The 14089-nt window shown below is 66.6% G+C and carries 12 protein-coding genes and 1 pseudogene; 8 read left to right on the top strand and 5 right to left on the bottom strand.

Annotation, left to right across the window (positions count from 1 at the left end; all coding sequences use genetic code 11):
* Positions 1-68: 68 nt before the first annotated feature.
* From GGQ64_RS04460 to GGQ64_RS04450, 3 genes are all read left to right on the top strand, one after another.
* Positions 69-1436 carry an FAD-binding oxidoreductase gene (locus GGQ64_RS04460; RefSeq protein ID WP_183799714.1) on the top strand — a complete coding sequence of 456 codons (1368 nt, stop codon included), beginning with the start codon at positions 69-71 and terminating at the stop codon, positions 1434-1436.
* A gap of 97 nt (positions 1437-1533) precedes the next feature.
* A complete protein-coding gene (locus tag GGQ64_RS04455; RefSeq protein WP_183799711.1) occupies positions 1534-1689 on the top strand; it encodes a hypothetical protein in 156 nt (51 codons plus the stop codon).
* A 141-nt stretch (positions 1690-1830) separates the two neighbouring features.
* On the top strand, positions 1831-2577 hold the full coding sequence (locus GGQ64_RS04450; RefSeq protein ID WP_183799708.1) for an SDR family NAD(P)-dependent oxidoreductase: 747 nt from the start codon (positions 1831-1833) through the stop codon (positions 2575-2577).
* 10 nt (positions 2578-2587) lie between these two features.
* On the opposite strand, the gene tsaA is transcribed toward GGQ64_RS04450, so the two are convergent.
* On the bottom strand, positions 2588-3112 hold the full coding sequence (tsaA, locus tag GGQ64_RS04445) for a tRNA (N6-threonylcarbamoyladenosine(37)-N6)-methyltransferase TrmO (RefSeq protein WP_183799705.1): 525 nt from the start codon (positions 3110-3112) through the stop codon (positions 2588-2590).
* 168 nt (positions 3113-3280) lie between these two features.
* Here tsaA and modA point away from each other — a divergent pair, with 168 nt between their 5' ends.
* The 3 genes from modA (at position 3281) to modC (ending at position 5984) form a co-directional block, all read left to right on the top strand.
* Positions 3281-4075 (top strand): molybdate ABC transporter substrate-binding protein, encoded by a 795-nt coding sequence (modA, locus tag GGQ64_RS04440; protein ID WP_183799702.1) that lies wholly within the window; start codon positions 3281-3283, stop codon positions 4073-4075.
* Between the two features lie 134 nt (positions 4076-4209).
* On the top strand, positions 4210-4911 hold the full coding sequence (gene modB, locus GGQ64_RS04435; protein ID WP_183799699.1) for a molybdate ABC transporter permease subunit: 702 nt from the start codon (positions 4210-4212) through the stop codon (positions 4909-4911).
* Positions 4908-5984: a molybdenum ABC transporter ATP-binding protein gene (modC, locus tag GGQ64_RS04430; protein ID WP_183799696.1), complete on the top strand. Its 1077-nt coding sequence runs from the start codon at positions 4908-4910 to the stop codon at positions 5982-5984. Before modB ends, modC begins: the two co-directional genes overlap by 4 nt.
* Here the strand turns inward: modC and GGQ64_RS04425 are convergent.
* A complete protein-coding gene (locus tag GGQ64_RS04425; RefSeq protein ID WP_183799693.1) occupies positions 5956-6366 on the bottom strand; it encodes a winged helix-turn-helix domain-containing protein in 411 nt (136 codons plus the stop codon). The two genes, modC and GGQ64_RS04425, sit on opposite strands and share 29 nt — an antisense overlap.
* A gap of 245 nt (positions 6367-6611) precedes the next feature.
* Between GGQ64_RS04425 and GGQ64_RS04420 the strand changes: the two are divergent.
* Both GGQ64_RS04420 and GGQ64_RS28165 read left to right on the top strand, forming a co-directional pair.
* Positions 6612-7828 (top strand): annotated as a pseudogene (locus GGQ64_RS04420) (TIGR03862 family flavoprotein).
* A 242-nt stretch (positions 7829-8070) separates the two neighbouring features.
* On the top strand, positions 8071-8775 hold the full coding sequence (locus GGQ64_RS28165; protein WP_183799690.1) for a helix-turn-helix domain-containing protein: 705 nt from the start codon (positions 8071-8073) through the stop codon (positions 8773-8775).
* Between the two features lie 33 nt (positions 8776-8808).
* Here GGQ64_RS28165 and GGQ64_RS04410 read toward each other — a convergent pair whose 3' ends face one another.
* The 3 genes from GGQ64_RS04410 to GGQ64_RS04400 form a co-directional block, all read right to left on the bottom strand.
* A complete protein-coding gene (locus tag GGQ64_RS04410; RefSeq protein ID WP_183799688.1) occupies positions 8809-10140 on the bottom strand; it encodes an NAD(P)/FAD-dependent oxidoreductase in 1332 nt (443 codons plus the stop codon).
* A 387-nt stretch (positions 10141-10527) separates the two neighbouring features.
* Positions 10528-12915 (bottom strand): phosphoketolase family protein, encoded by a 2388-nt coding sequence (locus GGQ64_RS04405; protein WP_183799685.1) that lies wholly within the window; start codon positions 12913-12915, stop codon positions 10528-10530.
* Positions 12916-12976: 61 nt separating this feature from the next.
* On the bottom strand, positions 12977-14089 hold the full coding sequence (locus GGQ64_RS04400) for an ABC transporter permease (RefSeq protein ID WP_183799682.1): 1113 nt from the start codon (positions 14087-14089) through the stop codon (positions 12977-12979).

Below are 14089 nucleotides of genomic sequence, written 5' to 3'. Positions count from 1 at the left end.
GTTGCATTCGGCGCGGTCGCCGGATAAATCAAGTCCATCCGCCGAGCGCACCGCACAGGGAAGCCGACATGAGCGTCATCGAAGAACTCAAGACCGCGCTGGGGCCGGACCTGGTGCTGACCGGCACCGCGATCGGCGATCGCTACCGGAGCGACGAGAGCCTGACGGGACGGGTCCTGCCGCTTGCCGTCATCCGCCCCAGGACGGTCGAAGAAGTTTCGACTGCGCTGCGCATCTGCCATGCGCATGGACAGCCGGTCATCCCGCAGGGCGGGCTGACGGGGCTCGCCGGCGGCGCCAATGCCGCGGGCGGCGAAATCGCCATTTCGCTGGAGAACCTTGCCGGGATCGAGGAGATCGACACTGCGGCGGGGACGATGACGGTCAAGGCCGGGACCGTGCTGGAGACCGCGCAGAACGCGGCGGCGGAGGCCGGCATGCTTCTGCCGATCGACCTCGGCGCGCGGGGAAGTTGCCAGATCGGCGGCACCATCTCCACCAATGCCGGCGGCATCCGGGTGATCCGACACGGCGTGACGCGCGACAACGTGCTGGGCCTGGAAGTCGTGCTCGCCGACGGCACCGTGCTGTCGATGCTGAACAAGATGACGAAGAACAACACCGGCTACGACCTGCGCCAGTTCTTCATCGGCGCGGAGGGAACGCTCGGCATCGTCACCCGCGCCGTCCTGAGACTGAAGCCGTCGATACCCGGTCGCCAGACGGCGCTTGCGGCACTTCAGAGCTACGAGGCGGTCGTCGCATTTCTCAACAAGGCGCAGCGCGGCCTCGCCGCCCTCTCCGCCTTCGAGGCCATGTGGCAAAGCTATGTCGGCTTCAATGCGCGCGCGGCCGGGGTGAAGCTGTTCGACGCCGAGCACCCCTTCCTGGTCATCGTCGAACAGGACGACGACGGTTCGGATGCGGCGCGCGAGCGCTTCGAGGCATTCCTCGGCGAGGCGCTCGAGGAGGAACTGATCGTTGACGCGCTGATCGCCCAGTCGGAGAAGGATGTGCTGCGCTTCTGGTCGGTTCGCGAGGGCCACATGATGGGGCAGCTTCTGCCGTCGCTGGTCAATCTCGACGTCAGCCTGCCGATCGGCGAGATCGGGCGCTTTGCCGAGGCGTGCGAGGCGGCACTGCTGCAGCGCTTCCCCGCCGCCCATGTCTCCTTCTTCGGCCATGTCGGCGACAGCAACCTGCACATCGCCGTTTCGGTCGGCGAGGCATCTGAGGACGACCTGCATACGATCGACGAGATCGCCTATGACCTGGTGCGGCGCTTCAACGGCTCGATTTCCGCAGAGCACGGCATCGGCACCTTGAAGCGGCCCTATCTCGACCGCTCGCGCAGCCCGGAGGAGCTTTCAGCCATGCGGCTGATCAAGCAGGCGCTCGATCCGAAGGGGATCCTCAACCCCGGCAAGGTGATCTGAGGAAAACGGGTGGCGGAGAAGCGGCGCTCACCAATAAGCTGTATCAGCGGAACCTAAAGCTGCGTGCCCCGTTTCCGGCCCACGAAAGGTAGGGTTCATGCCGGCACGGATATTGCTGATCGTTCTCCTGGTCATGGTCGTCTCGATCCTGAGCATCGTCGTATTGCAGCAGACGACGGGTTCCGGCAGCGATACGCCGCCGCCCGAGGGAGAACTCCTGTCTAACCCTTCAAAGATGGCGCACGAGTTGTAGTCGCTCTTGCGTGACACGCGACTGCTCGGACGCGCATCTTTCTTCGTTCCCATTTTCGGGCGACATGCTCTAGGAAGGCAGCATGCGGGGGGCGCGGGGGCGCCAACCGACCGACAGACCGGCCAACATGCGAGGGTTCAGATGATCGACGGCAAACGACGTATTCTCGTGACGGGCGCAACCCGCGGGCTGGGGCTGGAGATCGCCCGCGCCTTTGCGCGAGAGGGAGCCGCGGTCGCCCTCAACGGTCGCGACCGGGACCTGCTCGAGACCCATGCGGCGCAATTGCGCAACGAGGGCTGCGCGGTCTCGGCGCTCTCCGGCGACCTCTCCGCCGACGCGGAAGGCATCGTGCGGCAGGCCGCCGACATGCTGGGCGGCCTGGACGTGGTCGTGCACGCGGCGAGCCTGCGCGACCGCCGCCCGACCGAGGCACTGGACGGGGCGGCATTCGCAGCCCTGCTCGACGTGAACCTGACGGCAGCCTATCGGCTGGCGCGGGCGGCGCTTCCGCTGTTGCGGCAATCGGCGGCGGGGCGGCTGATCTTCGTGACTTCGATCGCAGCAAGGATCGCGCGCGCACCGGACGCGGCCTACACCGCCTCGAAGGGAGGGCTGGAGGCCCTGACCCGCTCGCTCGCCGTCGAATTCGGCTCGGACAATCTGACGGTGAACGCGATCGCGCCCGGCTGGTTCGTCACCGATCCGAACCGGGCCATGGCGGAAGACGCGCGGGTGCAGGCCTATGTCGACGTCCGCATCCCGCTCAAGCGCTGGGGCCGGCCGGAGGAACTGGCGCCGGCTGCCCTCTTCCTCGCCTCCCCGGCTGCAAGTTTCGTCAACGGCATCACGCTGACGGTCGACGGCGGCATGTCGGCGCAGATGTGAGGAACGGGCCTCACGCCTTCTGGCAGTATTTTACGCCTTTCGGCTCGCCCGTCTCGAAATCACCCGGCTGCGGCGGTGCGATCGGCTTGAACAGCGAGCGGTCGGGCTTCAGGTCGAGCAGCGGCGTGCCGTCGAGGCAGTCGAGGCCGCGCACCAGCAAGACATTGCCCTCGATGCCATCGAGGACCACGATCGAAGTGCCGATCGGATTGGGGCGAACCGGAGAGCGCAGCGAGAAGGTCCCGTGCACCTTGCCGCTGCTAGCCGGGCTCTGCAGCACGAGGTCGCGCCGCGACCGGTCCAGCCAGTAGAGCACTTCCAGCCGCTCGAACGCCTCCACGCCAGCAAGTGCGGGCACCCATGGCGCGAAGATCTCGATCCGGCACTGCGGCCCGTCGTGGCGGCCCTGGCGCGGGCACAGCAGCCGCGAATTCCAGGGCGTGCGGATGCGGCCTATGAAGGTCAGCCCCGCATCCACCGGTTCCGGCGGCGTTACCGCGACCTCGTTTTCCCGGATCTCGTTTTCCCGAACCATCCCGCACTCCTGTCGTCCCGAGGCAGACCTGTCCCTCGTATTTATGTCGGTGCAATGTCGCGGGCGGGCGGGCTTTGCGCAAGCGATATATTTCTACGAACATAACACTAGCCAACAGCCTGATGGCGTTATATTCCTTGGGATATCTCGCACAACAGGAGCACAGACATGGAGTTCAAACGTCGTCATCTGGCGAGGGCCGCGCTCGCCTCCTTCGCCCTGGCCTGGCTGGGCGCCGCCGCCATGAACACGCCGGCGTCGGCCGCCGATAAGGTCACCGTCTTCGCGGCCGCCAGCCTGAAGAACGCCCTCGACGCTGCGAATGCGGCCTGGGAGAAGGAAAAGGCGACGGAAACGACGGTTTCCTATGCGGCAAGCTCCGCGCTCGCCAAGCAGATCGAGGCCGGCGCGCCGGCCGACGTCTTCATCTCCGCCGACCTCGCCTGGATGGACTACGTCGCGGAGAAGAAGCTGATCAAGGACGACACGCGCTCGAACCTGCTCGGCAACCGCATCGTGCTCGTCGCCCCGAAGGACGCAGCCAAGCCGGTCGAGATCAAGGAAGGCTTCGACCTTTCCGCCCTCGTCGGCGACGGCAGGCTCGCCATGGGTGCTGTTGACAGCGTACCGGCCGGCAAATACGGCAAGGCCGCCCTGGAGAAACTCGGCGCCTGGTCGTCGGTCGAGAGCAAGGTCGCCGGCGCGGAAAGCGTGCGCGCGGCGCTGGCGCTGGTTTCCCGCGGCGAGGCGCCCTATGGCATCGTCTACCAGACGGACGCCGCAGCCGACCCGGGTGTCACGGCCGTCGGCACCTTCCCGGAAGACAGCCATCCGCCGATCATCTATCCGATCGCGATCCTGACGGAATCGAAGAGCGCCGACGCTGCCGCCTATCTCGACTTCCTGAAGTCGGATAAGGCAGCCCCCTTCTTCACCGAGCAGGGCTTCACCATCCTGAAGTGATCCCGCATCGTTGCCGCGCCGCGCGTCCTTCACGGTGCACGGCGTTTTCTTTAGGGATGTTGCGCTACCCTGCCCTTCTTTCCGCATTCCGGCCGGTGGCTTCGGCACCCGGCAAGATCGTGAGTTGACCCGAATTGGACTGGCTGGCCTTAAGTGAAGAGGAAGTGACGGCGATCCGGCTCAGCCTGCTGGTGTCCACCGTCGCGGTCGCCGCCAGCCTGCCCTTCGGCATCCTCGTCGCACTCGCGCTGTCGCGCGGCCGCTTCTTCGGCAAGTCGATCCTGAACGGCATCGTCCACCTGCCGCTGATCCTGCCGCCCGTCGTTACCGGCTTCCTGCTGCTGATCCTGTTCGGCCGCAAGGGGCCGATCGGCGCCTTCCTCGACCAGTATTTCGGCATCGTCTTCTCGTTTCGCTGGACGGGGGCAGCACTCGCCTGCGCGGTGATGGGCTTTCCGCTGCTGGTCCGTTCGATCCGGCTATCGCTCGATGCCGTCGACCGCAAGCTCGAGGACGCGGCCGGCACGCTCGGCGCCAATCCGGCCTGGGTGTTCCTCACCGTGACCCTGCCGCTGATCCTGCCCGGCGTGATCGCCGGGATGATCCTGTCCTTTGCCAAGTCGATGGGAGAATTCGGGGCGACGATCACCTTCGTCTCCAACATTCCAGGCGAGACGCAGACGCTGTCGGCGGCGATCTACACCTTCACCCAGGTGCCGGGCGGCGACCTCGGCGCGATGCGGCTGACGATCGTCGCGATCGCGATCTCGATGGCGGCCCTGCTCGCCTCCGAATTCATGGCGCACCTGATCGGCAAGCGGGTGAACTTCGAATGACGCTCTCCGTCCAGGTCCGCCACCGGCTCGGCGACTTTCATCTCGATGCGGGCTTCGAGGCGGAGGGGGGCGTCACCGCCCTGTTCGGCCGCTCCGGTTCCGGCAAGACCTCGCTCGTGCGCGCGATCGCCGGCCTGATCCGCCCCGACGAAGGCCGCATCGCGCTGGACGGCGACGTTCTGGTCGACAGCAAACGCGGCGTCTTCGTGCCGAAGCACCTCCGCCGCTTCGGCACTGTGTTCCAGGAGGCGCGGCTGTTTCCGCACCTGACCGTCAAGGGCAACCTGACCTACGGCCGTTGGTTCGCGCCGCGCGACGCCGTGCCGGAGCGCTTCGACCGCGTGGTAAACCTTCTCGGCATCGGCCATCTGCTGGAGCGGCGGCCGGCAAACCTTTCCGGCGGCGAACGGCAGCGCGTCGCGATCGGCCGGGCGCTGCTCTCCGCACCAAGACTCCTTTTGATGGACGAGCCGCTCGCAGCCCTCGACGACGAACGCAAGGCCGAGATCCTGCCCTATCTGGAACGGCTGCGTGACGAGACGAACGTGCCGATCGTCTATGTCAGCCATGCCGTCCACGAGGTGGCGCAACTCGCCGACCGGGTCGTGGTGCTGCGCGACGGCAAGGTCGAGGCGATCGGGCCGGTATCGGACGTGCTCAGCGGCCCGAGCCTGCCGACCGCCGCCAATCGCCGCGAGGCGGGCAGCGTGCTCGCCGGCGTGGTCGAGGCCTTCGATCCGCCGCACCGGCTGGCGACGGTGCGCCTGAAGAGCAACATGATCCATGTGCCGAACGCCACGGTCGAGGCGGGAAAGATCGTGCGGCTGCACATTCCCGCCCGCGACGTGATGCTTGCGACCAGCCGACCGGAAGGCCTCAGCGCGCTGAACATCCTGGAGGGCACGATCGAGGCGATCACCGCTGACGACGAGGGGATGATCACCGTCCGGATCGGCTGCGGCGGCGACATCGTCCACGCCCGGGTGACGGCGCTCTCCGGAGAGCGGCTGGCACTTAGGCCCGGCAAGACCGTCTTTGCCATCATCAAGACGGTCGCGCTGGACCTTCACTAGCCTCGGCCTGCTTTTCGCGGACGCCCGGCGACAGGTTGGCCCGCAGCCAATCAAGATCGTCGCCGATCGCGGCCCTCGCCTTGGCCTCCATCTCCCGAAACCGGGCCAGCAGTTCCTCGCCAAAGGCCGTGACGACGGCGCCGCCGCCCTGTTTGCCGCCGCGCTGGGATTCCACGACCGCGCTGGAAAACATGCGGTTCATCGTGTCGACAAGGAGCCAGGCGCGGCGGTAGGACATGTCCATCGACCGGCCGGCGGCGGAGATGGAACCGGTCTCCCGGATCCGGGCCAGCAGCATCATCTTGCCGCGCCCGAGTCGGTCCTCGCGCGAGAAATCGATCCGCAGATTGACAGCAACGTCATCCGGGGCGCTCGTTGTCATCGCATACCTTCCCTTCGGCTTCCCGGCCACGCCAAAGCGCGTGCCGCGCTTTAGGCCCTTGATTCTGCGCATGTCGTGATCGCAAAATCGCAGCACACTTTTGCGCGACATGCTCTAGCCCATGGCCGACGCGTTGCAAACGCGCATTCGCGGCGTCCACAATCCGATTCGACCACGGATCAGACTTGCGCCATCGCGGCACGCAAGCCAAGAGTGCCTCGACGATAACGGAGACGACCGACGGAATGGAACGAGACGAGATCGCGGTGATCGGCGGCGGACCCGCAGGCCTTGCCGCTGCCGAGGCGCTGTCGGCGGCGGGGCGGCGGGTCGCGCGGTGTACGAGGCGATGCCGACGGTCGCGCGCAAGTTCCTGCTTGCCGGAAAGTCCGGCCTCAACATCACCCATTCCGAGCCGTTTTCCCGCTTCGCCGGACGCTTCGGCGCGGCGTCCGGGCGGCTCGGGCCGGCGCTTGCGGCATTCACGCCGACCGATGTGCGCGACTGGGCAGCCGGGCTCGACGTGGAGACCTTCGTGGGCACCTCGGGCCGGGTCTTTCCGACGGCGATGAAGGCCTCGCCGTTGCTGCGGTCGTGGTTGCGCCGGCTGGAGCAACAGGGCGCGAAGATCCATACGCGCCATCGCTGGGTCGGCTTCGATGGCAACGCGGTCGTGTTCGAGACCCAGGAGGGGCGCAAGACCGTCTCCTGCCGCGCGGTCCTGCTTGCGCTTGGCGGTGCGAGCTGGCCGCGGCTCGGCTCGGACGCCTCGTGGGTGGACACGCTGCGCGAGCGGGGCGTGCCCGTCGTGCCCTTCCGCCCCGCCAATTGCGGTTTCGACGTCGCCTGGAGCGAGGGCTTCACCGAGCGCTTTGCCGGCGAGCCGCTCAAGGGGACAACCGCGACATCGGACGCCGGCACGCTCCCCGGTGAATTCGTCGTCTCCCGGCACGGGATCGAGGGCAGCCTCGTCTATGCGCATGCCTCAGCACTCCGCGATCGGATCGAGGCTGAAGGAGCCGCGAGCCTCGTTCTCGATCTCGCACCGGGGCGGGAGGCGGCCCGGATCGCGCGGGATCTCGCCCGGCAGGGGACCAAGGCCAGCTTCGCCAACCGGCTGCGCAAGGGTGCAGGACTTGCCGGCGTCAAGGCCGGTCTCCTGCGCGAACTCGTGCCCGATGCCGGGCGACATGCGCCCGACGAGCTGGCGCGGCTGATCAAGGCGCTGCCGGTGCCGCTGCTGCGGCCCCGGCCCATCGCCGAGGCGATCTCGTCCGCCGGGGGCATCGACTGGAAGGGGATCGACGGGACCTTCATGCTGACCGCGATGCCGGGCGTCTTCGCCGCGGGCGAAATGCTCGACTGGGAGGCGCCCACGGGCGGCTATCTCCTGACCGCCTGCCTCGCCACCGGCCGCGCCGCAGCGCGCGGCATTTCGCATTGGCTCGAAAGCACATCCTAGGGTAGGCACGCGGCGGCGCGGAGACCTCGGAGGCGGGGTTCGGAAGAATATCCGGCACGCGCCAAAATCCATCCGGATCGTTCTCCTTGACGTGCCGCAGTCGAACGTCCCGTCACTTTCCCGTCCCGGGACAACAAAATTGTATTGTTATGGCACATAACGTACTTAACAAGCAATTAATGCGGATTTAAACCTGCGATAATTAGTGATACAAATAGATCCAGCACATGCTGGGGCTAAGCGTGACTGAAAAAGACAATGCGACCACCTTTGCGGGCAATCGCGTCCTTGCCGCGTTGCGGCCGGATGCACGCGACTTCCTGCTCGCACGGGGCGACATACGACCGATACTTGCGGGCGATACCGTTTTCGACGACGGCGCGCCGCTGACCCATATCGTCTTCCCGCTGGAGGGGGTGATATCCTACGTCACGGATATCGCCAGCGGCAGGAACGTGGAGAAGGCGTCGCTCGGGCGCGAGGGCGCACTCGGGCTGGCCGTGGTGCTCGGCGGCAGCAAGGCGCTCGGCCGCTCCGTCGTACAGGTCCCCGGCCGGGCGCTGTGGATCGCGGTGGCGGAGTTCGAACTGGCGCTTCACCGGTTCGATGGGATGCGGGCGGCGATGTACGGCTATGTCAGCGCCTTCATCGAGCAACTGATGGAACAGGCCGCCTGCAACAGCCGGCACACGGCCGAGCAGCGCGTCTCGCGGTGGCTGCTGCAGGCGCACGACCGCATGCCGGGCGACGAGTTCCACATCACCCAGGAGGCCGTGTCGCAACTGCTGGCGCTGCGGCGGGCGACGGTCAACGCCGTCTGCACCGACCTGATGGATGCCGGCGCCATCGCCTATAACCGCGGCCGGCTGATCGTGCGCAACCGCCATGTGCTGCACGGGCGCTCGTGCTGCTGCTACGACCGGATGCGACGCGCCATCGAGGCGTGACCGCGGCTGCGCGCGTCCTTGAGCGCTGCGCGATCAGAAACCGCTGACCAGCTCTATCTTCGAGCCGTCCGTGAAGCGCGACAGGCGGAAGTCCCTGGGGTCCACGATCGGGGTGTCGCCGGTGACGAGGTCGGCCATCAGCCGTCCCGCGCCCGGTCCGATGCCGAAGCCGTGACCGGAGAAACCCGTGGCGATGTGGAAGCCGCGGATGCTGTCGACGGCGGAAATCACCGGCACTGCATCGGGGGTGACGTCGATCATGCCGCCCCAGCGCTGCGCGACCTGCGCCCTGTCGAACACCGGGAAGGCGCGCCGCAGGTTGGCGAGCGCATTGTCCGCCATCTTCCTCGACGGCACGGGATCGAGGACGCGGCAATATTCGAACGGGCTTGGCTCGTCCAGCGCCCAGCCACTCGCGATCCGCGCCTCGTCGAAGAAGCGCCAGCCGGCGCGAAACTTCAGGGAGCGCCATTCCTTCTTCAGGGCCGGTATGAAATCGCGGGCGAAGCGGAACGACTTCGGCACGATGTCGACGATGTTCTCGTGGCCGGAGGCGACCGTATAGCCGCCGTCCTGGCGCTTGCGGAAGGCAAAGCCGGAGGCCCACATCGTCTGTTCGGGCGCGCCGTCCAGCGGCCCGGTCCGAATGACCGAGTTCAGCACCTTCAATTGCGGCAGGTGGATGCCGAGCGTGCCGGCGAACAGGCTGGACCAGGCGCCGCCGGCGAGCACGACCGCCTTGCAGGCGATGGCGCCGCGCTCGGTGACGACTCCGGAGATGGCGCCCGCGGCCGTCTCGATGCCGCGCACGGCGCATTCGGTGAGGATCGCAGCACCATTGGCCCTTGCCGCCTCGGCGATCGCCGGTGCCGCCTTCTGCGGCTCGGCACGGGCATCGGTCGGCGTGTAGAGCGCGCCCTTCAGCTTCATCGTCGTGCCCGGATACATGTCGCTGAATTCGGCGCCGCCCAGCATGCGCGCCTCGATGTCGTAGCCCTCGAGGTTCTTGATCCAGCGGCTGTGGTCGGCGAATTCCTGGTCGTTCGACGAGGTGAAGATGATGCCGGCGCGCTTGAAGCCGGTGTCGCGGCCGGTGCGCTGGTCGAGCGTGTCCCAGATACGCAGCGATTGCGCCATCAGCGGCACCTCGCGCGGATCGCGGCAGGCGATCCGGACCCAGCCCCAGTTGCGGCTCGACTGCTCCTGCGCGATCCCGCCCTTCTCGCACAGGGCGACACGCAGGCCCCGCTCGGAAAGCTCCAGCGCGGTCGACGCGCCGATGATGCCGCCGCCGATCACGACGACATCGACCTCCTTCGGCAGTTCGGGATCACCGTGGACGGGGGCGACAAAGGGACCGGGCATGTTGGGGAGATTCTCCGGTTAGGCTTGCGGATGGAAAGGCGATGCCTTCGCTCGTCCCGCAGTCGCGCCGCGATGTCAAGCGCGATGGCAGCGCGGCTGCGATGACGAGGAGGCGGGACGTCCGGGGCCGCCTCAGTCTTTTGAACTTGTTCTCGTCGGGAACTTCCCTTTCTTCCGTCACCCCGGACTTGATCCGGGGTCCAGTAGCGTCGCGTCTGCGGCGCGGAAAGTGCTTTATCGCGCAAGGACTTGCGCGCGCTGGATGCCGGATCGGGTCCGGCATGACGGGTCCCTTTGGTGGCCTTCTCGAAGAGACATAGCGCCCGGAACGGGGGCTTCGTCAGTGGCCTGAGGCGGGGCAGCCAGGCCCCTCCCCTATTCCTAACCCTACCGATTCCAGACCCAGTCGCGGATCTCCGGCATGTCGTCGCCATAGGCGCGGACATAGTGGTGGTGCGCGTCGAGCCTGCCCTGCAGTTCGGCCACCACCTCCGGCGCGCGCGCCTCCAGCCCCGGCACCCACTTTAGGGCGGCCAGCGCCAGGTGGTAGCGGTCCAGCTCGTTCATGACGGTCATGTCGAAGGGTGTCGTCGTCGTGCCCTCGTCGACGAAGCCGTGCACGTGAATGTTGTCGTGGTTGGTCCGCTTGTAGGTCAGCCGGTGGATCAGGTAGGGATAGCCGTGGTAGGCGAAGACCACCGGCCGGTCTTTCGTGAACAGGGCGTCGAAGGCTGCATCGTCGAGGCCGTGCGGGTGGCGATACTGCGGCTGCAGCGCCAAGAGGTCGACCACGTTGACGACGCGGATCTTCAGGTCGGGCACATGTTCGCGCAGAAGATCGACCGCCGCCAGCGTCTCCATGGTCGGCACGTCGCCGGCGCAGGCCATGACCACGTCCGGCTCGCCACCCTCGTCGTTGCTGGCCCAGTCCCACTTGCCCATGCCCGCCTCGCAATGGCGGATCGCCTCGTCCATCGAGAGCCATTGCGGCTCGGGCTGCTTGCCGGCGACGATGACGTTGATCCGGTCGTAGGTCTTCAGGCAATGGTCGCCGACCCACAGGAGCGTGTTGGCGTCCGGCGGCAGGTAGATGCGGACGATATCGGCCTTCTTGTTGGCGACGAGATCGATGAAGCCGGGATCCTGGTGGCTGAGGCCGTTGTGGTCCTGCCGCCAGACATGGGAGGTGAGAAGGTAGGTCAGCGACGACACCGGCTTGCGCCAGGGCAGCTCGCGCGAGACCTGCAGCCACTTGGCGTGCTGGTTGAACATGGAATCGATGATGTGGATGAAGGCTTCGTAGCAAGAGAAGAAGCCGTGCCGGCCGGTGAGCAGGTAGCCCTCCAGCCAGCCCTGGCAGAGATGCTCGCTCAGCACCTCCATGACGCGCCCGTCCGGCGAGAGATGGACGTCGTAGGGGCGGATATCCTCCATCCAGACGCGGCTCGTCGCCTGGAAGACATCGCCGAGGCGGTTCGATTCCGTCTCGTCGGGGCCGAAGACGCGGAAGTTCGCATGCTTCTCGTTCAGCCGCATCACGTCGCGCAGGTAGGTGCCGAGCACCTTGGTCGACTGGCCTCCCTTTCGCCCCGGGCCTTCGACGGCGATGGCATAGTCGCGGAAGTCGGGCACCTCCAGCTCGCGCCGCAACAGGCCGCCATTGGCATGCGGGTTCGCCCCCATGCGACGGGTACCTTCCGGCACCAGCGCCCGCAACTCGTCCTTCAACTTTCCGGATGCATCGAACAGGTCCTCCGGGTCGTAGCTGCGCATCCAGTCCTCGAGGATTTTGCGGTGCGCATCGTCGCCGCGGCAATTGGAGACGGGGACCTGGTGCGAGCGCCAGAAGTCCTCCACCTTCAGGCCGTCCACCTCCTTCGGCCCGGTCCAGCCCTTGGGGCTGCGCAGCACGATCATCGGCCAGCGCGGGCAAGCATGCCCCGCCCTGCCCGCACGCGCGTCGGCCTGGATGCCGGCGATCGTATCGAACGCCTCGTCCAGCACCTCGGCCATGCGGGCATGCATCTTCTGCGGCTCGTGCCCCTCGACGAAGAAGGGCTGGTAGCCGTAGCCGGTAAAGAGGCTCCTCAGGTCCTCGTCGCCCATGCGGGCGAGGACGGTGGGGTTTGCGATCTTGTAGCCGTTGAGATGCAGGATCGGCAGCACCGCGCCGTCGCGGGCGGCATTGAGGAACTTGTGCGACTGCCAGCTGCCGGAAAGCGGACCCGTCTCCGCCTCACCGTCACCGATGACGCAGGCGACGACGAGATCGGGATTGTCGAAGGCGGCGCCATAGGCATGGACCAGCGCATAGCCGAGCTCACCGCCCTCGTGGATGGAGCCCGGCGTCTCCGGCGCCACATGGCTCGGCACGCCGCCGGGGAAGGAGAACTGCTTGAAGAGCTTCTGCATGCCCTTCTCGCCTTCGGCGATCTCGGGATAGATCTCGCTGTAGGTGCCCTCCAGATAGGTGTTGGCGACCATGCCCGGCCCGCCATGGCCGGGGCCGCAGACATAGATGACATCGGCGTCGCGGGCGCGGATGATGCGGTTCAAGTGTGCGTAGATGAAGTTCAGGCCCGGCGTCGTGCCCCAGTGCCCGAGCAGGCGCGGCTTGATGTGTTCGGCCTTCAGCGGCTCGCGCAGCAGCGGATTGTCGAGCAGGTAGATCTGCCCGACCGACAGATAGTTCGCCGCACGCCAGTAGCGGTCGATCAGGGCGGTCTCGGCGGCGTCCAGCGGTTGCCTTTGAGGTCCGGTGGTCTTCGGTGTCATCGAATGTCTCCTCATCTACCGGTATCGGAAAAGGCGAACGGTCCGCTTGCGGCCATGCCTCCTAGCGCAGGAACTGCCGGAAGCGGCGCAGCGAGAAAAAGAAGAAGACAGCCCCGATCACCGACAGTGCCAGGAACTGCGGCCATACGACCGAGATCCCTGCCCCGCGAAACAGGATCGACTGGGCGAGGATGACGAAATGCGTGTTCGGTGCCGCAAGCATCAGCGTCTGGATGAATTCCGGCATGCTCTCGCGCGGCGTCATCGCGCCGGAAAGAACTTGCAAGGGAAGGAGCACGAGCATCAGCAGCAGGCCGAACTGCGGCATGGTGCCGGCGACGGTGGCGAGGAAGATACCCATGCAGGTGGTGGCGAAGAGCTGCAGCGCGGTCCCCGCCAGGAAGAGCGCGAACGAACCCTGCAGCGGAACGTCGAGGATGAGGCGCACGACGACGAGAAGCGAGAGCGCGGAGGCGACGAGGACGACGAGCCCCATCGACCAGATCTTGCTGACCATGATCTCCGTCGGGGTGACCGGCATCACCAGCAGGTGTTCGATCGTGCCGTGCTCGCGCTCGCGGATCAGCGCCGCGCCCGTCAGGATGATCGACAGCATGGTGATGGAGGTGATGACGTTGGAGATCGGCATGAACCAGCCCTTGTCGAGCTGTGGGTTGAAGGCCGCGCGCAGCACGAGATCGACGGGGACGTCGGCCGTGCCGCGATGGCGGTTCAGATACTCGTCGATCTCGCCGGAGACGATCGACTGTACGTAGCCGCCGCCGGAAAACGCCTGCGACATGCGCGTGGCATCGATGTTGAGCTGGATCGAAGGCGACCGGCCAGCCAGCAGGTCGCGCTGGAAGTTCGGCGGGATGTCGAGTGCGAAGGTATCGAGGCCGGCGTCCATGCGGCTGTCCATCTCCGCCTGGTCGATCAGCTTCGGCACGGAGAAGAGCGGCGGGTAGAAGGCCGTTATGATGCGCGAGGACACCGGGGATTCGTCCTCGTCGACGATCGCGATCGCCGCATGGTTCAGCGTCTCGGGCGTCGCGTTGGAGGCGGAATAGATCGACAGCGAGAAGGAATAGACGATGAGGATCAGGAGCACCGGGTCGCGCGCCAGCCCCCACAGTTCCTTGATCCCCAGCCGGTAGATATTGGCGAGCTTCAT

This window comes from Mycoplana azooxidifex (assembly GCF_014196765.1).
Taxonomy (GTDB): Bacteria; Pseudomonadota; Alphaproteobacteria; order Rhizobiales; family Rhizobiaceae; genus Mycoplana; species Mycoplana azooxidifex.
Note: the sequence above shows the minus strand (reverse complement) of the source record. Positions and strands in the feature narration are given on the sequence as shown.